This is a genomic window from Blautia sp. JLR.GB0024 (assembly GCF_037000545.1).
GTDB classification, from domain to species: domain Bacteria; phylum Bacillota; class Clostridia; order Lachnospirales; family Lachnospiraceae; genus Blautia; species Blautia celeris.
In genome coordinates, this window is the sequence record NZ_JBANBF010000001.1 from 313949 (window position 1) to 333651 (window position 19703).

Sequence of the window (19703 nt, forward strand, 5' to 3'; positions counted from 1 at the left end):
CAGAGAAAGCGGCAAAAAACCCGCCGGAGAAGGAAAATCCGGCGGGTCAAAGTGTCAGGTGAAATGGGAGACGAACCTGGTATGGGTCACGCTCTCCATTCCGTCCAGAATGATTTCGTATGCTTTTTTGGCATCCTCTTTTGTTGCCTCTTCTGTATCGCCCATAGGATATTTAAGTCCCAGATTCTCGTACTTGATTTTCCCCATGGAGTGATAAGGAAGAACCTCCACGGCTTTCAGATTCTTAAGGGTACCGAGAAATTTTCCAAGGGAACGGAGGGATTCCCGGTCACAGGTAATGCCGGGAACCGCCACATGGCGGACCCAGAGGGGAATCCGGTGCGCATCCAGATATCCGGCGAACTGAAGGATATCTTTGTTGGAATGCCCAGTCAGGTTTTTGTGGGCTTCATCGTGGATATGCTTAATGTCCAGCATGACCAGATCCGTGGACTTTAGGAGCCGGTCTAACTTCCCAAGGTACTTTGAACTGCCGCCTCGGAAGGTAACACCGGAGGTGTCCAGGCAGGTGTGGATACCCTGTGCCTTTGCCTTTTCAAATAGCTCTGTCAGGAAGGAAAGCTGCAGAAGCGGCTCTCCCCCTGTGGCGGTAAGACCGCCCGTGGAATAGAAGGCACGGTTCCGGTTCACGGAGGCTATGATCTCCTCTGTGTCCATGAGCCGGCCCTCCCCGGGGTTCCAGGTATCAGGATTGTGGCAGTACAGACAGCGCATGGGACAGCCCTGGAAAAATACCACATAGCGGACTCCCGGGCCGTCCACGGTTCCGAAGCTTTCCAGAGAGTGGATATATCCTTTCATGTGGACACCTGCCTTTCCTTTATATATTCTGATGGAAGGTTCTGGAGATCACTTCATCCTGCTGTTCTTTGGTCAGCTTGATAAAGTTTACAGCATAACCGGATACACGGATGGTGAGCTGCGGATACTTTTCCGGGTGTTTCTGTGCGTCCAGAAGTGTGTCCCTGTTGAATACATTTACGTTCAGGTGATGCCCGCCTTTTGCCGCATATCCATCCAAAAGTGCCACCAGATTTTTCTCTGCATTTCCGTTTTTGCCCAGGGCATCCGGTACGATGGAGAAGGTATTGGAGATACCGTCCTGGGCATCCATGAACGGCATTTTGGCAACCGTGGCCATGGATGCGATCGCGCCGTTGGTATCACGTCCGTGCATGGGATTGGCACCCGGGGCGAAGGCTTCTCCGGCTTTTCTGCCGTCCGGGGTGGAGCCGGTGTTTTTGCCGTAGGACACATTGGAGGTGATCGTCAGGATGGATGTGGTGGGGACACCTCCGCGGTACGTATGGTTGCCTTTGATATACTGCATAAAGGTATGAAGCACCTCCTGGGCGATCTCATCTGCCCGGTCATCATCGTTTCCGTATTTGGGGAAATCTCCTTCGATCTCAAAATCAACAGCGATTCCCTGTTCGTTGCGGACCGGCTTTACTCTGGCATACTTAATGGCGGAGAGAGAGTCCGCCACAACGGAAAATCCGGCGATTCCGGTGGCGAACCAGCGGCGTACTTCCTTGTCATGGAGCGCCATCTGCAGGCGTTCATAGCTGTATTTGTCATGCATGTAATGGATGATGTTCAGAGCGTTCACATAGACACCTGCCAGCCATTTCATCATGTCTCTGTATTTTTCCATCACCTCGTCATAATCCAGATATTCAGATGTGACAGGGCGGAATTTTGGGCCTACCTGCTGTCCGGAAACCTCATCTACACCGCCGTTGATGGCATAGAGCAGACATTTTGCCAGGTTGGCACGGGCACCGAAGAACTGCATCTCTTTGCCGATGCGCATGGAGGATACACAGCAGGCAATGCCGTAGTCATCCCCGTGTACCGGGCGCATGATATCATCATTTTCATACTGGATGGCAGAGTGGCGGATGGAGATTTCGGCGCAGTATTCCTTGAAGTTTTCCGGAAGCCCGGAGGACCACAAAACAGTCAGGTTCGGTTCCGGAGCAGCACCCAGGTTGTCCAGGGTATGAAGGTAACGGAAGGACATTTTTGTCACCAGAGGACGGCCGTCCAGTCCCATGCCGCCGATGGATTCTGTCACCCAGGTAGGGTCTCCCGCGAAGATCTGGTTATAGTCAGGGGTGCGGGCAAAGCAGACAAGGCGGAGCTTCATGATAAACTGGTCAATGATCTCCTGAATCTGGGATTCCGTGAAGGTCCCTTCTCTTAAATCCCTCTCTGCGTAGATATCCAGGAACGTGGAAGTGCGGCCAAGGCTCATGGCTGCCCCGTTCTGTTCCTTCACGGCTGCCAGGTAGGCAAAGTAAAGTGCCTGTGTGGCCTCCAGAATATTCTCAGCGGGTTTGGAAATGTCGCAGCCGTAAATGCGGGCCAGTTCCTTTAACATTTTCAGCGCGCGGATCTGTTCGGAGAGTTCTTCGCGCTCACGGATAACATCGGAATACATAATGCTGCGTGTGGTGGCTTTTTCTTCCTCTTTCTCCTCGATCAGGCGGTCCACACCGTAGAGGGCAGCCCTTCTGTAGTCGCCGATGATACGCCCTCTGCCGTAGGCATCCGGTAGTCCGGTGATAATATGATTGGAACGGCAGGCACGCATTTCAGGGGTGTAGGCGTCAAACACACCGGCATTGTGCGTCTTTCTGTGAGTGGTGAAATACTCCACAACCTCAGGGTCCACATGGTAGCCATTGTCCTCGCAGGCTTTGACTGCCATACGGATACCGCCGTATGGCTGCATGGAGCGTTTCAGCGGCTTGTCTGTCTGCAGGCCCACGATCTTTTCCTTGTCTTTATCCAGGTATCCGGGGCCATGGGAAGTGATAGTGGAGACGGTTTTGGTGTCCATATCCAGAACCCCGCCCTTTTCCCGCTCCTCTTTCATAAGGGCAAGAACCTGCTGCCACAGGTCTTTGGTGTCCTCTGTGGCCTCTTTAAGGAACTTTCCGTCTCCCTTATATGGTGTATAATTCTGCTGGATAAAATCCCGCACATTGATCTCTTTTTCCCAGGCACCGCCTGTAAAGCTTTTCCATTCTGTTCTCATAAAGTATTTACCTCCTGCTGTAATCATGAATCAAAGCTGACAAAAATATGTGCAGCAGCCTCGAAGAAAAAGGTTACCAGATATTTCCAAATTGTATATTGTATACAAAATGTAACCTATGCTATATAAATAGCACAGCCAATAGTCTGTTGTCAATCTGGATTAAAAAAGTATTGAATAAAATACAAAGAGAGAAGGCAAAGAAGGTTTTTTGTAGTTGAAAGCGTGAAAGTATAATGATAAACTAGAACCATAAAAAGGAGGCATTACACATATGTTATTTATAGAGTATCCAAAATGCAGCACCTGCCAGAAGGCAAAGAAATGGCTTATAGAGAAGGGGATAGAGTTTGAGGACCGCCATATTATAGAAGAGAATCCCACCAGGGAGGAGCTGGAGACCTGGTATCACGCAAGCGGTCTGCCCCTGAAACGTTTTTTTAATACCAGCGGTATGAAATACAAGGAGCTGAAACTGAAAGATAAGCTGCCGGAAATGAGCGAGGAGCAGCAGCTTGACCTGCTTGCCACGGATGGTATGCTGGTGAAGCGTCCGGTGCTGGTGGGAGAATCTTTTGTTGTCACGGGGTTTAAGGAAAAAGAGTGGATGGAAAAGCTCGGTCTGTAAAAAAGAGGTGCGGAAATGGCAATTGAAAAAGTAAAGGAGTATTTCAGAGGTTTTGGCATGGAGGAGCGGATCATGGAATTTTCCCAGTCCTCAGCTACCGTGGAGCTGGCAGCAAAGGCTGCCGGATGCGAACCGGAACGCATTGCCAAAACCCTGTCCTTTTTGGTTGACGGCAGGACGGTCCTTGTGGTGATGGCAGGGGACGCCAGGGTGGACAACAAAAAGTTCAAGGATTATTTTCATACAAAGGCCAAAATGCTTTCTCCCAATGAGGTGGAAACAAGGACAGGACATGCAGTGGGCGGAGTATGCCCCTTCGGGATCCCGGCTGATGTACAGGTGTTTTTAGATATTTCCCTGAAGAGATTTAAGACAGTATTTCCGGCCTGCGGAAGTGCCAGCAGCGCCATAGAGCTGACACCGGGCGAGTTGGAAAAATACGCCGGCAGCCGGGAATGGATCGATGTATGCCGGGGATGGCAGCCGGAAAAGCCGTTTGTGCCGGAAAAGCCGTCTGAGTCAGAAACGCCGTCAGTGCCGGAAATGCCATCTGTGCCAGATACGCCGTCAGTGCCGGAACCGTCAAAAAAGTATCTGTCCCGTATGCCGGGGGGCTTTTTTATCTATGAGGCTGATGGCGACGAGAAGATCACCTATGTCAATGAGAACGTATTAAAACTTTTCCGGTGCAGGGATATGGAGGCTTTCCAGGCACTTACAGGCGGTTCCTTCCGGGGAATGGTGCATCCCGGGGATCTGGAACGGGTGGAGAGCGAGATCATGGCGCAGATCGCGTCAGACACATACGATTATGTGGAATACAGAATCTGCTGCCAGGACGGAACGGTTTTGTGGGTGGAGGACTACGGACGCCTGGTGGAGGAGGAGAACGGAAAGTATTACTTTTACGTCTTTCTCGTGGACGCTACAGAAAAAATCAGGCTGCGGAAGCTGGTGAACCGCAGGGATCATCTGCAGAGGGTACTCACCACGCTGGCAAATGATGTGGATTTTGACATACACTGCAAAGACTGTACCATTGATGTCTATGGCTGCTTTGAGCAGCGCTTCGGAAGACCGCCCAGGAAGAAGGATTTCATTCCTTTTATGTGTGAAAACTGTGAGAAAAAGGGAGAGGTGAAGCTCTTTGTGCACAGTTATCCCATGGAGGAACAGAGCTTTGACAAGGAAGAGCAGGATGTGGTCATGGTGGACGGGGAAGGCAATAACCTGTGGACCAGATGCCAGATCGCACATTTTAAGGGGAAGGACGGCGGCTTTGACAGAAAAATCGGCAGAATGCTGGACACCCATGAGCAGACCATGCGGGAGATTTACTATCGACAGGGAGCGGAAAAGGACTGTCTGACCGGTATTTACAACCGCAGGTCAGGGGAGCGGCTTATCAAACGGCGGCTGAAAAGTATGGAACAGACCACCTCCTGTATGATGATCATGCTGGATGTGGACGGATTTAAAATGCTTAATGACACCTACGGGCATCCCTTTGGCGACAACATTCTTCTGCAGGTAGCCTGTGCCCTGCAGTCCACTTTCCGGAAAAATGATATCTGTGCCCGTATCGGCGGAGATGAATTTATGGTATTTTTGGAGGATGTCAGGGATAAGGGCGTCTGTCTGAAACGGCTGCAGCAGCTTGTCACATACACGCTGCAGGACGAGAGCGTGGAGCAGTACAATGTGACTCTGTCCGCAGGTGTATCTTACCAGACCGGCAGTAAGCTTTCCTATGAGGAGATGTACCGGCGTGCCGATGAGGCCTTGTATGAGGCAAAGCGGGCAGGAAAACGCTCCTTCAGGGTATACAGTGAAAATGACGCTTGACAGGGCGTACTGCATAATATAGAATGAAATCTGCAGAGTATTCTGCTTAAAGAATGAAAAAGAAAAGAGGGATAGGATGATTCAGTAGTTTATGATTCGGAGCATGGAAGACAGAGCATTACCTGCACAGCAGGTCTGTTTTCGTTGCCGGAGAGTAGACTGACTGGAGAATGGTATCCCTATGATGATATCTTCAGCGAACCCGATATGGGTGCGCGTATTTAAGAGTCTGTTTTTCCGGTGGAGAAGCAGGCTCTTTTTATATCAGGAAAGAAGGTATGCATAATGCTGCAGATTAAGAATCTGACTGTTACACATAAAAAAGATATGAGAACCCTGGTGGAGGATTTTTCTTTTGTACTGAACAAGGGGGACAGGGCAGTCATGATCGGTGAGGAGGGAAACGGAAAATCCACCCTTTTAAAGCTTATCTATGACCCGGCTCTGGTGGACTCCTACGCAGAGTATACAGGGGAGATTGTCAAAAACCACATAAAGGCAGGGTATCTGCCCCAGGAGCTGGAAGAGCGGAACCGGGAGAAAAGCATCTGGGAGTATTTCACGGAAGAATCAGACTTTTATAATATGTCCCCCAAAGAGCTGTCAAAGATAAGCAGGGAGCTTGGAATACCGGCGGATATTTACTATTCCCAGCAGAAGATGGGAGAGCTCTCCGGCGGAGAGAAAATCAAGCTGCAGATGGCGGGAATCCTCATGGGAAATCCCCATATCCTTCTGCTGGATGAGCCGTCCAATGACATTGATATCAGGACTTTGGAGTGGATGGAACAGTTTATGAACAGCAGTCATATTCCCATCCTCTATATCTCCCATGATGAGACATTAATCGAGCGCACAGCCAATGTCATCATTCATCTGGAGCAGATCAACAGAAAGACAAAGCCCAGGTACACGGTGGCAAAGATGGACTACAAAACGTATATGGAAAACAGGGCAAGAGGGCTCACCAATCAGGAACGCATCGCAAGAAAAGAGCGGGAGGAAGCTGAAAAACAGGAGGAACGGTTCCGCAGGATCCAGCAGAAAGTGGAGAGTGACCAGAGAAATATCAGCCGGCAGAATCCTCACGGAGGCAAGCTTTTGAAAAAGAAAATGCATGCGGTAAAAGCCATGGAACGCCGGTATCAGAGGGAGGCGGAGGACAGGACGGAGATACCCGAGACAGAGGATGCCATTTTTATCCGTTTTCAAAAGGGCACCTCCATTCCAAACGGTAAGACAGTGCTGGAGTATTCTCTCGACAGACTCGCGGTTGGAGACAGGCTGCTCTCAACACAGATTCATCTGACTGTAAAAGGACCGGAAAAAATCTGCATTACCGGGGCAAACGGTACGGGAAAGACAACACTTCTTAAAAAAATTGCTGCAACCATGGAGGGGCGTACCGATATCCGGGCCGCTTATATGCCGCAGAACTATGAGGAAAAAATGGACGGCAGCAGGACTCCGCCGGAATTTCTTGAGAAGACGGGTGACAAAGAAGAAATCAGCAGGATACGCACCTATCTGGGCAGTATGAAATACACGGCGGATGAGATGGACCACTGCATCTCCCAGCTTTCCGGCGGACAGAAGGCAAAGCTGTTCTTTCTGAAAATGAGCCTGGACGGCAGCAATGTGCTCCTTCTGGATGAGCCGACCAGAAACTTTTCACCGCTCTCTGGGCCGGTCATCCGAAAACTGCTGGCTGATTTTGAGGGGGCAGTCATCAGTATCTCCCATGACAGGAAATATATGGAGGAGGTGTGCGATACCATCTATGAACTCACAGACAGAGGGCTGGAGAAGAAATGAGGATAGACAGGGAGTATTTGACAGATACAGGCAGGTGTGGTATCCTTATAGTCAGTTAATTCATCAGGGGAGCCTGTAGCGGCAGGCTGAGAGGAAGTAATCAACTTCGACCCTTTAACCTGATATGGGTAATGCCAGCGTAGGGAGAGAAGGACGATTCCGGGAGACGTGTTGGCGTCTCCCTTTTTGTGTTCGGCGGCCCTGTCAGGATGCAGAGAGGAGAACAGAAATGCTGGGAGAAATACTGGAAAATGTCAGAGAAAGATCGCCTCTGATTCAGAACATCACCAATTATGTAACTGCAAATGACTGCGCCAATATTACATTGGCCTGCGGCGCTTCCCCGACGATGTCGGACGGGGAGGAGGAAGCAGAGGAAATGGGGCGTCTCTGCGACGGCTTAAATATCAATATGGGAACTCTCCATCCGCGCTCTGTAAAAGCCATGCTTCTGGCCGGAAAAAGTGCTGCGGGTTTTGGCCGTCCCATTGTGCTTGACCCTGTGGGAGCCGGCGCATCCACATACCGCCGGGAGACAGCAGAAGAGCTGCTCAGGGAGATTCCATTTACTGCCATCCGGGGAAATATATCTGAGATCAAGACCATTTCCGGAGGCAGAAACAGCTCCAAAGGTGTGGATGCCGACGCAGCGGATGCTGTGACAGAGGAAAATATGGAAAAGACCATAGCGCTGGCCAGAGACTTTTCAGGAAGGACAGGAGCTGTGATCGCCATAAGCGGCGCAGTGGATATTGTGACAGATACAAAAAACACATACATAATCAGAAACGGGCATCCCGTCATGGCAAAGATCACTGGCTGCGGATGTATGTTAAGCTCCCTCACCGCAGCCTATCTGGCTGCCAATCCTGACAGAAAGCTGGAGGCCGTGGCTGCTGCTGTCATCACCATGGGCCTGTGCGGGGAGAAGGCATATGAGAAAATGGTAGAGGAGAACAGCGGCAACGCAGGCTGCAGGAATCACCTGATCGATGAAGTATATAAACTGACCGGCCGGGAGCTGGAGAGAGGAGCAAAATATGAATTGCGTTGAGAAGAGAGAGTTGGTGAGGCGTGCCCTGCTTTTGTATGCCATTACGGACCGGTCCTGGGTGGGGAAAATGACACTTTACGAACAGGTTAAGGCGTCCCTGGACGGAGGTATCACGCTTCTGCAGCTCAGGGAAAAGGATATGCCGGATGATGAGTTCCTGCGCGAGGCAAAGGACATGAAGGCGCTGGCGGCCAGCTACCGCGTGCCCTTTATTATCAATGACAATGTGGGTATTGCGCTGGCTGTGGACGCGGACGGGGTACATGTGGGACAAAGCGATATGGAGGCGGGAAGCGCCAGGGAAAAACTGGGCCCTGACAAGATCATAGGCGTCTCTGCAAGAACCGTGGAACAGGCTTTGCAGGCTGAAAAAATGGGCGCGGATTATCTGGGAGTCGGCGCGGTATTTTCTACCTCTACAAAAGAGGATGCAGATGTGATATCCCGGGAAACACTGCAGGAAATCTGCCGGGCTGTATCCATTCCCGTTGTGGCTATCGGAGGGATCAAGAGAGAGAATCTGATGCAGCTTGCCGGAAGCGGTGCCGCCGGAGTGTCTGTCATATCCGGTATCTACGGACAGCCGGATATCAGAAAAGCCTGTGAGGAGCTGCTGGCTCTGGCGAAGGAGATGACAGAAAAATGAGAGAAATAAAAGGGGCTGTCTTCGATGCGGACGGTACGCTGTTCGACTCTATGGGGCTGTGGGACCGGGCAGGGGAAATCTATCTGAGGCGGAAAGGGATCAGACCCGGGGAGGATACGAAGGAGCAGCTGGAGACCATGACCATGGAGGAATCCGCAGAGTATTTTCGCAGCAGTTACGGGATCCGCCTGGAACGCGATGAGATCATTGACGAATTCAACAGGATGATATATGACTGTTATGAAAAAGTGATTCGGATAAAACCGGGCGTTCTGCAGGTACTGGAGGATTTAAAGAGCCGTAATGTCAGAATGTGCATTGCCACATCTACGGACAGACCTCTGATCGAGGCAGCTCTTAAAAATAATGGGATTGATGGATATTTTACCGGCCTTCTCACCTGTACAGAGGCCGGAGCAGGCAAAAGAAATCCGCGCATTTATGAGCTGGCGATGGGGATTTTAGGTACAAAAAAAGAAGAAACTCTGGTGTTTGAAGATGCATATTTTGCCGCAGAGACAGCAAAAAAATCCGGGTTTACAGTGGCAGTTATACGCGATTTTTATTCGGAAAAGGACAGAGAAAAACTGTTGAAACTGGCAGATATTTATCTTGAAAGCTGGGAAGAATGGGGGAAAAACAGATGAAAAAGGTATTGACGATCGCCGGTTCGGACTGCAGCGGAGGAGCCGGGATACAGGCGGATATTAAGACAATAACCGTTCATAAAATGTACGCCATGAGTGTGATCACAGCTCTCACGGCACAGAATACAACAGGCGTATACGGCATCCGGGAAACAGATGCGGAGTTTGTGGCAAAACAGATGGACTGTGTTTTTACGGATATTCGTCCGGATGCAGTAAAAATCGGTATGATACCCAATGAAAAGATTATCCGTGTGATTGCAGAAAAGCTGAAAACATACCAGGTACAGGATGTAGTTTTAGACCCGGTCATGATTTCCACAAGCGGCAGCAGACTCATGTCCAAAGATGCGCAGGAAGCTCTGAAAGAAGAGCTTTTTCCTCTGGCAGCAGTGGTGACACCAAATCTTATGGAGGCGGAGGCACTCTGCGGATTTTCTGTCAGTACACCGTGTGAGATGGAGCGGGCAGCAGAAAAAATAGCGTGTTACGGTTCCGGCGCTGTCCTTTTAAAAGGCGGACATCTGGCAGATGGAGCTGATGACCTGCTGTATGAGAAAGGAAAATACATCTGGTTCTCTTCAAAGAGGATAGAAAATCCAAATACACACGGAACAGGATGTACACTTTCCTCGGCTATTGCCTGCAATCTTGCCGCCGGATACGCCCTGGAAAGAGCAATTAAGAACGCAAAAAATTATCTGACCGGTGCGCTGCAGGATGGACTTAATCTGGGTGCGGGCAGTGGTCCTTTGAACCACATGTACAGATTACCGCCTTTTGCAAATGGCTATCCATTCCGGTAATAAGTAATCTTTTCTGCAGCAATGTATACTAAAAAGAACATAAAAGTTCCATTCCTTTTATTGACAATTCTTAAAAAAATGCTTTATACTACAAGTGTTATATGACTGGCGGAAGTGGAATGAACCACAGGGAGTATAACGTTGATTTAGCCGACCGTCTGGGCAGAAGCTGTCTGGATAGGACCGGCTTTTTTTAATGAGTCCGGTCACATTACAGTACAGTTTCCGACACAATTATTGTCTTAGAAGGAGGACTTGCAAAGATGAATAACTTCAAACAATGGGATGGATTTAAAGGTAGAATCTGGAAGGAAGAAGTCAACACACGTGACTTTATCCAGCACAACTACGCGCCGTATGAAGGAAACCAGGACTTCCTGGAAGGACCCACAGAAGCCACGGAAAAACTCTGGTCTGCACTTTCAAAACTGCAGAAAGAGGAGCGTGCAAAAGGCGGCGTTCTGGATATGGATACGGAAATCGTATCCTCACTGACTTCCCATGGGCCGGGCTATATCAGTGAAGAATTAAAAGACCTGGAAAAGGTAGTGGGGCTGCAGACCGACAAACCGCTGAAAAGGGCATTTATGCCTTACGGTGGTATCAAAATGGCGGAAGATTCCTGCACATCCAATGGCTACACACCGGCTCCGGAACTTCATAAAATCTTTACAGAATATCACAAAACGCATAATCAGGGTGTTTTCGATGCGTACACACCGGAGATGAAAAAAGCCCGTCATAACAAGATTATCACAGGACTTCCGGATACCTACGGCCGCGGCCGTATTGTAGGTGACTACAGAAGAGTGGCACTTTACGGTATTGATTTCCTGATGGAAAAGAAAAAAGAAGATTACGATAACTGCGGCTGCGGTATCATGACAGATGAGATCATCCGTCAGAGAGAGGAAATCACCATGCAGTACCGCGCTCTGGCCGATATGAAGAAAATGGCTCAAAGCTATGGATACGATATCTCCAAACCGGCCGAGAATGCCAAAGAAGCAGTCCAGTGGCTGTATTTCGGCTATCTGGCAGCCATCAAGACACAGAACGGCGCTGCCATGAGCGTGGGCCGTGTGGGAACCTTCCTGGATATCTATATTCAGAGGGATTTGGAAAATGGCATGCTGACAGAGAAAGAGGCACAGGAACTGGTTGACCATTTTATCATGAAACTGAGAATGGTTAAATTTGCCCGCGTTCCTTCTTACAACCAGCTCTTCTCCGGCGACCCGGTCTGGGCTACCGTGGAGGTGGCAGGTATGGGACAGGACGGCCGTTCCATGGTGACAAAGACGGACTACAGAATCCTTCACACACTGGAGAATATGGGACCTGCGCCGGAACCGAACCTGACGGTCCTCTACTCATCCAGGCTGCCTGAAAACTTCAAGAAATATGCTGCTTATATCTCTGTGGAGACCAGTTCCATCCAGTATGAGAATGATGATGTGATGCGCCCTGTATGGGGAGATGATTACTCCATCTGCTGCTGTGTATCAGCTACACAGACCGGAAAAGAGATGCAGTTCTTCGGTGCCCGGGCAAACCTGGCAAAATGCCTCTTATACGCTGTCAACGGCGGTTTGGATGAGAAGTCAAGAGTGCAGGTTGGACCGGAATACAAACCGATCACCTCCGAATATCTGGAATATGATGAGCTGATCCGTAAATATGAGATCATGATGGACTGGCTGGCAGGACTGTATGTAAATACTCTGAACCTGATCCAGTACATGCATGACAAGTATTACTATGAAGCAGCGGAGATGGCACTGATCGATACCGATGTCCGCAGAACCTTTGCAACAGGAATCGCAGGATTTTCCCATGTGGTGGATTCCCTTTCTGCTGTAAAGTATGCCAAGGTGAAGGTGATACGCGATGAGGAAGGCGTGGCTGTGGATTTCGAGACAGAAGGAGATTTTCCGCGCTACGGAAATGATGATGACCGGGCGGATGATATTGCAGTCTGGCTGCTTCACACATTCCTTGAGAAGTTGAAAAAATACCCCACCTACCGCAATTCCGAGCCTACAACCTCAATCCTGACCATCACATCCAATGTGGTTTACGGCAAGGCCACAGGCGCTCTTCCGGACGGCAGAAAAGCAGGAGAACCCCTTTCACCGGGAGCTAATCCAAGCTACGGTGCTGAGAAAAACGGTCTTCTGGCTTCCTTAAACTCTGTTGCCAAGCTCCCGTATGAGTGGGCACTTGACGGAATTTCCAACACACAGACCATCAATCCGGGTGCCATCGGACATTCCGAGGAGGAGAGGATCAACAATCTGGTCCACATACTGGACGGATACTTTGACCAGGGCGCACACCACTTAAATGTAAATGTGTTTGGCATAGAGAAGCTGGTGGATGCCATGGAACATCCGGAAAAAGAGGAATACGCCAACTTTACCATCCGTGTATCCGGCTATGCGGTGAAATTCATTGACCTGACACGCGAGCAGCAGCTTGATGTGATTGCCCGCTCCGCACATGAGCGCATTTAGTTTGAGAAAAGGCTCCATCCATTCCATAGAAAGCTTCGGTTCCGTGGATGGACCGGGTGTCCGGTTTGTGATCTTTTTGCAGGGGTGCAAAATGCGCTGCCAGTTCTGCCACAATCCGGATACCTGGAGCACCAGTTCCATGGATATGATGTCAGCAGATGAGCTTTTAGGGCAGGCACTGCGCTATAAAGCATACTGGGGAGACAAGGGCGGAATCACTGTCAGCGGCGGGGAACCGCTGTTGCAGATGGATTTCCTGCTGGAGCTTTTTACCAAGGCAAAGGAGAATGGCGTGCATACGGTTCTGGATACATCCGGGAATCCGTTTTCCAGGCACGAGCCGTTTTTCCATAAATTCAACCGCCTTATGGAAGTCACGGATTTACTGCTTCTTGACATAAAAGAGATCGACAGTAAAAAGCATAAGATCCTGACAGGATGCAGCAACGAAAATATCCTGGATATGGCCGGATATCTGGCGGAAATCCGGAAGCCTGTATGGATTCGCCATGTTCTTGTGCCGGAGCGGAACGATTATGACGAAGACCTGATACGGCTGGACGCGTTTGTTAAAAGCCTGGGCAATGTACAGCGTTTTGAGGTACTGCCGTATCACACACTGGGGATTTTCAAATGGCAGGATATGCGTATTCCCTACCCCCTGCAGGGAATCGAACCGCCCACAAAAGAGCGGGTGGAGAATGCAAATAGACTGCTTCATACAAGTGAATATACAGGTTATCAAAACGCATAAAAAGAGCGGCAGCGGAAAGACACGGGATTTCTGCTGCCGTTGCCTGTTTTTAGGTATATCTGTAAAATATAGTAATCCGGCGTTGAGTTTGTCCCGGTTTTATGCTATGATTAGAAACTGGCACAGTGATGAACTCTGATGCGGAAGGGAGCTGTATGAATGGTACTTGACGTGATCTTGGATGCTTTGCTGGATACGGCGAAGCTGATTCCTTTCCTTTTCCTGACTTATCTGGTCATGGAATACCTGGAACATAAGACAAAAAATAAATCGAAACAGATTATGCGAAAGTCGGGACATTTTGGTCCCCTTATAGGCGGCATTGTGGGGGCGTTTCCCCAGTGCGGATTTTCCGCTGCCGCTGCCAGTCTTTACTCCGGCGGGGTTATATCCGCAGGAACACTGCTGGCTATCTTTCTCTCCACTTCAGATGAGATGCTGCCCATCTTTATCTCCGAATCCGTGGCTGCAGGCACAATCCTGCGTATTCTGGGACTGAAGATCGTACTGGGAGCTGTCTCGGGATTTGCCATTGACATATTATGGCGGTTCGGCGGCAGGAAGAGAAGAGAGCGGGAAGAATACAGACATATACACAGGGACCACCATGAAAAAGAGATCCATGATCTGTGTGAATCCGAACACTGCCACTGTGAGAACGGCAGTATCATCAAATCTGCTTTTCTCCACACCCTGCAGATCACGGTTTTCATATTCCTGGTTTCCCTGGGGATCGGTTTCTGCGTGGAGCTGGTGGGCAGCCATAATATCGGTTACTTTATCAGCAGCAAACCCATGATCGGTGTGTTACTGGCTGCACTGGTGGGCCTTATTCCCAATTGCGCCTCCTCTGTGGTCATCACACAGCTCTACCTGACAGGAATCCTGGGAGCAGGACAGATGATGGCAGGACTTCTGGTGGGAGCCGGAGTGGGCGTTCTGGTGCTTTGCAGAACGAACAAAGGAATGAAAGAGAATCTGGGACTCATTGGAATCCTTTATGGGACAGGTGTGTTCTGGGGGATTCTCATAGAGATGCTGGGAATTGTATTATAATGAAAAAGGCGAGCAGTAAAAAAGCTGACATTTCTGTATGAGATGCCAGCTTTTTTTGTGTCCATAAGATTTCCTATATCACCTGTATCCGGAAGGCAGTGGTCTGAGGCGGAATACTGGCCGTCTGGAAATTGGCATGGTTGATCCTGACCATCTGCCCGGGGCGGAGCGCCCGAAGGCTGATGGGATTTCCAAACCGGTTCAGAATAACAGTATCGTCCGTGACTGTGAACCGGATCTGGCTGTTGATATCATTGGGATTTCCCGTAAAGAGGAACCTGTTTCTCAGGTCAATGGAAGCAATCCGTCCATCCGTGGTATTGGTCTGCGGACGGGGATTTCTCCTGACAAGAAGGAGAAACGCATTGGCCTGGGGCGGGATACTTCGTGTCATCCGTGAGGAAAATACGGCATTTATCCACATACCCTGCCGAAGCTGACAGGCGTCAACACGCTGTCCGAACATATTCAGAATCACAGTGTTTCTGCCTATATTCAGACGTAAGGTCTGTATGGAAGTGGTCTGATTTGCCTCGGGAACGGCATAGGAGATAAGGATATGACCGATCGAATTATTAAAACAGAATACCTCTTCAATCAATGCATTATCTATGCGCATAATATTGCCCTGCTGAATGATTGTACCGCGGGGGTCATTGTTCATAATATGTGTACCTGAACATTATTTGTTGGTTTATTATATGCAGATCGTTTGATATTGTTATTGCATAAAAGTTTGCATAGGGGATAAATACGGATAGGAGAGTTTTGGAAAATAAGAATTTTGTCAGCAGAAAATTTATATATAAATGAATCGTGAAATTCAGTTAATTTAGGTTGAGCCAGCAAGGAATACAAAATAAACCCCGCCGACTTAGCTGTAACATCAATCATAGCTCTGACTAATTGATATACAGATTACGAATACCTGCTGTTGTGGATCACAGCCAGGTATTCATAAGACAGTGCAGTGATATTCTGGTTTAAGCAGCACACACATTAACGGCCTGCATGCCGCGGTTTCCTCTGGTCAAGTCATAAGTCACGGCCTGGCCGTCCTCAAGAGATTTGTAACCGTCACAATTAATTCCTGAGAAATGTACGAACACATCAGATCCGTCTTCCCCTGTAATAAATCCGAAACCTTTTTCTGAGTTAAACCATTTTACTGTACCTTTATTCATGAAAGATACCTCCTAATTTTTATATGCATTTTACAAAACAAAAAACGCATATAACAGTAAATCATGAATAAAAGAATGACTTACGGATATATGCGAAATCAAGGCTTTATCAAAACACTTGTTACAGATTAACATAGAAAATGGGGAATGTCAAGCGGAAAATGAAATGTCTTTACCAATATTTTCGTCATCTATTTATACCATGTGGTTTCAGGCGCCGCTGTTCACAATGCTGTGTATCGCAGCTTGTGAACAGTTATGCCGCTGCGATACACAGCGGAGAAGACTCTTTATGTGAAAGTCTGGATGTGATAATCCAGAAATCTTTCCGCCATAGAATAATCTCTTTTTTTTATGGCATTTAGAATCATTTCATGTTCCTGGTAAATAGAATCTACCTTTGCATTGTCTTTTCCGTTAGACGTAAGCCTCTGTATGATGGTTTCCAGATGATTGACGGCAAGAGCAGAGATGGCATTAAAAATGGAAATAAAAAAAGGATTTCCGGATAAACAAACGATAGCCTTATGAAAATCAATATCTTTTAAAGTCCTTTCATGGACAGAGGATGAATCGGCATAGGCAGATAATTTTTCATCCAGAGAAAGGATTTCCTCTTCAGAAGAGGAAGCAATCACGCTTTTGACTGCCCCAAGTTCTATCCATTTACGAAATTCCATGAATTCATCAAGAGCTCCATCATTCAATATGAGCATAATAGAAAGTACATCTGTCAGGGAACTTTCCGCGTTATTTACAATATAATTTCCCTCCCCATGGCGTTTCTCTACAATCCCGATCATTTCCATTGCCCGAAGGGCTTCACGGACAGATGTTCTGCTCAGATGAAAGAGAGTGGTCATATTTCGTTCAGAGGGAAGTTTATCCCCGCATTTTAATTCACCGTTTGCAAGCATTTTCTGTAATTCACTGATAATTATCTGATAACCTTTCGGTTCTGATTCTTTTTCCATTTGTTTTCCTCCGACCATTTAACGTAAGATGGCATGAAATACCATTTACCTAATAAAATATCATTTTATAAGAAAAAAATCAATGGTGTTGTGGGAGAGATTGTAAATAATATACAAAAAATGCGTGCCAAAAATCTGCATATTTTACAAATAGAGAAAATGATATCTGAAAATTATTGACAACTGGTCGTACCAGTGTATAATGTACTTAATAACTGGTATGACCAGTTCGCGCGCGGGGCTGGTGAACGGAAGGAGGTATTCCTTTGAGTGGTTTGGATATCGGTATTATTGTTTTTTATATGGCAGGTATGCTCTTTATAGGTATATATTCCGGTAAAAAACAGCAGGATTCAGATGATTATTTTGTGGCAGGCAGAAAAGCGGGTGTGTTTTCCATTACATGTCTGTGGCTTTCTTCCTGGATAGGAGGTGCTTCTATTGTGGGGACTGCCGAGAGAGCGTATTCCATGGGGATAACGGCAGTCTGGTATGTGGTTGTCATTGCAGTCAGTCTTGTGATTTTTGCGTTTACGTTTACAGGAACCATAAAAAGGCTGAGTACAAAATTGAACTTACTGACATATCCGGATTTTATTGAAAGCAGATACGATTCCAAAACGAGAATGGTGGCAACCATCTGTACAATTCTGGGTATGATCGGGTTTGTGGCGAGTCAGTTTCTGGCAGGAGGGAGTACATTAAGTGCGCTGACAGGATGGGACTCAAAGGTTTCATTGATTGTAGTTGCAGCAGTGATCACATTTTATACTGCTTTCGGGGGTCTCCTTGCGGTCACCTACACGGATTGGGTACAGACCGTAATCTTACTTCTGGGTATTGTGATCCTCGGGGTTCCGCTCAGCATTATGCATATGGACGGCGGTATATCAGCGATTCAGTCATTGCCGGATTCCTATATGAATCTCGGAGCATGGGGGTGGCCAAGTATCATCGCACTGGGATTAACGACCTTGTTTTCCTTCTATACAAATATGGATGGATATACCCGGTGTATAGCGGCAAAAGATGTGAAGACATCCAGAAGAGGCTCTCTGCTGGCTGCTGCGGGAATTTTCATCATTGCGGTGTCAGCCACCTTTTTAGGACTGAGTACAAAGGTTATTATGCCTGATCTGCCGGATAGCAGAAATGCGCTGTCTTATTTGATCATCCATATATTTCCCCAGGGACTGCGGGGAATTGTAGTGGTGGGAATTATAGCTGCCATAATGTCTTCAGCAGATATTTTAATGCTGACAGCATCTACAAATCTAACGAAGGATATCTATCAAAGATATATCAACCGGGATGTGACGGATAAAAAAATAAGACATTTAAGTACGTGCTGTTCCTTTGGAATAGGATTTGTGGCATTACTTTTTGCAATGTACCGGCAGGATATTATTGATGTTTTGTTTATTGCACTGACGATTAATTCTGCCGGATTATTTCTTCCAACCGTTCTCGGAGTGTGCTGGAAGAAAGCGAACAGCAGCGCAGCCTTTTATTCGGCGGCCTGTTCTTTGGCAGTCGTACTATTTTGGTTTTTGGGCAATGCCCTGAAGTGGGGAAAAATTTTTGAGACAGACAGTTTCTGGCCCGGGCTTGCGGTGTCAGCGCTGCTCTTTTTCCCGATTAGTATTTGGGGCAGACAGACGCCGGAAGAGAAAGCAAAACTGAAAGTATTTCAATCAGCAGGAAAACAAGGAGGTAAAGAAGAATGAAAGTTGTATTTACAGTATTTCCAGAAACAAAAGACAGAGATTTACAGACAGAGATCAACTGCCTGCCCCCGGATGCGGAAATATTGAGGGCAGTGTATGAACCGGAACATTTAGATGCTTATTATGAGATTTTAAGCCAGGCAGATGCAGTGATTTCAGACTTTGCGCCTATCAGAAAAGAAGCAATTGACAGGATGCAGAAATGTAAAATTATTGCACTGGAAACGACAGGCTTTAACTTTGTGGACGTAGAGTATGCAAAAAGCAGGGGAATCGCTGTGACCAATGTATCAGGCTACTGTACACAGGAAGTGGCTGACCACACTTTGGCTCTGATTCTTTCTCTGGAGCGTCGTTTCCCTTATCTGAGAAGGAGAATTGAGGAAGACTACGCATGGGAAATGGAAACTATTCAGAAAATGGGAGTGCACAGAATCGAGGGGCAAACGCTGGGAATCATCGGATTTGGCAAAATCGGTAAAGCGGTTGCGCAAAGAGCCCGGAGTTTCGGAATGAAGATCGTGGCCTATGATCCATATGTGTCAAAAGAGGTTATGGACAATATGAATGTGAACCGGGCAGAGCTGGATGAACTGCTGGAAATTTCGGATATCATCAGTGTACATATGAACCTGACAGAAGATAATGAGGGGCTTTTGAACATGGATATGTTCCGTAAGATGAAAAAACAGCCGTTTCTCATCAATGTAGCCAGGGGCGGAGCTGTCGTAGAGGCAGATTTGGTACAGGCCCTGGATTTGGGGCTGGTAAAAGGTGCAGCGCTTGATGTTCTGGAAAGTGAAACCCCGGATTTAACTAAGAATCCGCTTCTGCACAGGGACAATGTGATTTTAACACCGCATACAGCCTTTTATTCGGATGAGGCATACCGGATCTCACTGGAAATCGGAGCGTACAATGCGAGATATTACTGTGAAGGGAAAATGGGCCAGGTGCAGAATTTACTGTAGACAGAGGAGGAAA

Annotated in this window: 17 protein-coding genes, 1 pseudogene and 2 riboswitches; of the genes and pseudogenes, 13 read left to right on the plus strand and 5 right to left on the minus strand. The window is 47.9% G+C overall.

What is annotated here, in order from left to right; genetic code table 11:
* Positions 1-54: 54 nt before the first annotated feature.
* Together pflA (V8Q34_RS01380) and pflB (V8Q34_RS01385) are read right to left on the minus strand one after the other, a co-directional pair.
* Positions 55-822: a pyruvate formate-lyase-activating protein gene (gene pflA / locus V8Q34_RS01380; protein WP_335834647.1), complete on the minus strand. Its 768-nt coding sequence runs from the start codon at positions 820-822 to the stop codon at positions 55-57.
* Positions 823-841: 19 nt separating this feature from the next.
* Positions 842-3067 carry a formate C-acetyltransferase gene (pflB, locus tag V8Q34_RS01385; protein WP_335834649.1) on the minus strand — a complete coding sequence of 742 codons (2226 nt, stop codon included), beginning with the start codon at positions 3065-3067 and terminating at the stop codon, positions 842-844.
* A gap of 274 nt (positions 3068-3341) precedes the next feature.
* On the opposite strand from pflB (V8Q34_RS01385), the gene V8Q34_RS01390 reads away from it, so the two are divergent.
* The 11 genes and pseudogenes from V8Q34_RS01390 (at position 3342) to V8Q34_RS01440 (ending at position 14834) form a co-directional block, all read left to right on the plus strand.
* Positions 3342-3695, plus strand: coding sequence for an arsenate reductase family protein (locus V8Q34_RS01390; protein WP_033140491.1), 354 nt, complete (start codon positions 3342-3344; stop codon positions 3693-3695).
* 15 nt (positions 3696-3710) lie between these two features.
* Positions 3711-4175: pseudogene (locus V8Q34_RS01395) on the plus strand (YbaK/EbsC family protein); the annotation flags it as partial.
* 123 nt (positions 4176-4298) lie between these two features.
* Positions 4299-5540: a sensor domain-containing diguanylate cyclase gene (locus tag V8Q34_RS01400; protein WP_227211133.1), complete on the plus strand. Its 1242-nt coding sequence runs from the start codon at positions 4299-4301 to the stop codon at positions 5538-5540.
* Positions 5541-5825: 285 nt separating this feature from the next.
* Positions 5826-7355 (plus strand): ATP-binding cassette domain-containing protein, encoded by a 1530-nt coding sequence (locus tag V8Q34_RS01405; RefSeq protein WP_335834651.1) that lies wholly within the window; start codon positions 5826-5828, stop codon positions 7353-7355.
* Positions 7356-7410: 55 nt separating this feature from the next.
* A riboswitch (TPP riboswitch) is annotated at positions 7411-7518 on the plus strand.
* Positions 7519-7584: 66 nt separating this feature from the next.
* Complete coding sequence (gene thiM / locus V8Q34_RS01410; RefSeq protein ID WP_335834652.1) at positions 7585-8409, plus strand: hydroxyethylthiazole kinase; 825 nt, start codon at positions 7585-7587, stop codon at positions 8407-8409.
* Positions 8396-9055: a thiamine phosphate synthase gene (gene thiE / locus V8Q34_RS01415; RefSeq protein WP_335834653.1), complete on the plus strand. Its 660-nt coding sequence runs from the start codon at positions 8396-8398 to the stop codon at positions 9053-9055. The genes thiM and thiE overlap by 14 nt, the downstream gene beginning before the upstream one ends.
* The gene (locus V8Q34_RS01420) at positions 9052-9702 is read left to right on the plus strand and encodes an HAD family hydrolase (protein ID WP_054351115.1); all 651 of its coding nucleotides are present in this window, start codon (positions 9052-9054) and stop codon (positions 9700-9702) included. Before thiE ends, V8Q34_RS01420 begins: the two co-directional genes overlap by 4 nt.
* Positions 9699-10508 (plus strand): bifunctional hydroxymethylpyrimidine kinase/phosphomethylpyrimidine kinase, encoded by an 810-nt coding sequence (gene thiD, locus V8Q34_RS01425; protein WP_335834656.1) that lies wholly within the window; start codon positions 9699-9701, stop codon positions 10506-10508. Before V8Q34_RS01420 ends, thiD begins: the two co-directional genes overlap by 4 nt.
* A gap of 91 nt (positions 10509-10599) precedes the next feature.
* Positions 10600-10679, plus strand: a riboswitch (ZMP/ZTP riboswitch).
* 92 nt (positions 10680-10771) lie between these two features.
* Positions 10772-13024, plus strand: a complete 2253-nt coding sequence (pflB, locus tag V8Q34_RS01430; protein ID WP_033140486.1) for a formate C-acetyltransferase — start codon at positions 10772-10774, stop codon at positions 13022-13024.
* Positions 13011-13778, plus strand: a complete 768-nt coding sequence (pflA, locus tag V8Q34_RS01435; RefSeq protein WP_033140485.1) for a pyruvate formate-lyase-activating protein — start codon at positions 13011-13013, stop codon at positions 13776-13778. Before pflB (V8Q34_RS01430) ends, pflA (V8Q34_RS01435) begins: the two co-directional genes overlap by 14 nt.
* A gap of 159 nt (positions 13779-13937) precedes the next feature.
* Positions 13938-14834: a putative manganese transporter gene (locus tag V8Q34_RS01440; RefSeq protein ID WP_227211096.1), complete on the plus strand. Its 897-nt coding sequence runs from the start codon at positions 13938-13940 to the stop codon at positions 14832-14834.
* A 73-nt stretch (positions 14835-14907) separates the two neighbouring features.
* Here the strand turns inward: V8Q34_RS01440 and V8Q34_RS01445 are convergent, their stop codons facing one another.
* From V8Q34_RS01445 to V8Q34_RS01455, 3 genes are all read right to left on the minus strand, one after another.
* Positions 14908-15498, minus strand: a complete 591-nt coding sequence (locus tag V8Q34_RS01445) for a hypothetical protein (protein WP_033140483.1) — start codon at positions 15496-15498, stop codon at positions 14908-14910.
* A 319-nt stretch (positions 15499-15817) separates the two neighbouring features.
* The gene (locus tag V8Q34_RS01450; protein ID WP_033140482.1) at positions 15818-16018 is read right to left on the minus strand and encodes a cold-shock protein; all 201 of its coding nucleotides are present in this window, start codon (positions 16016-16018) and stop codon (positions 15818-15820) included.
* 290 nt (positions 16019-16308) lie between these two features.
* Entirely contained in the window at positions 16309-16992 is a 684-nt protein-coding gene (locus V8Q34_RS01455; protein ID WP_335834658.1) for a FadR/GntR family transcriptional regulator, read from the minus strand.
* Between the two features lie 266 nt (positions 16993-17258).
* On the opposite strand from V8Q34_RS01455, the gene V8Q34_RS01460 reads away from it, so the two are divergent.
* Both V8Q34_RS01460 and V8Q34_RS01465 read left to right on the plus strand, forming a co-directional pair.
* Positions 17259-18719: a sodium:solute symporter family protein gene (locus tag V8Q34_RS01460; protein WP_148391563.1), complete on the plus strand. Its 1461-nt coding sequence runs from the start codon at positions 17259-17261 to the stop codon at positions 18717-18719.
* A complete protein-coding gene (locus tag V8Q34_RS01465) occupies positions 18716-19690 on the plus strand; it encodes a C-terminal binding protein (protein WP_148391562.1) in 975 nt (324 codons plus the stop codon). The genes V8Q34_RS01460 and V8Q34_RS01465 overlap by 4 nt, the downstream gene beginning before the upstream one ends.
* Positions 19691-19703: the final 13 nt, after the last annotated feature.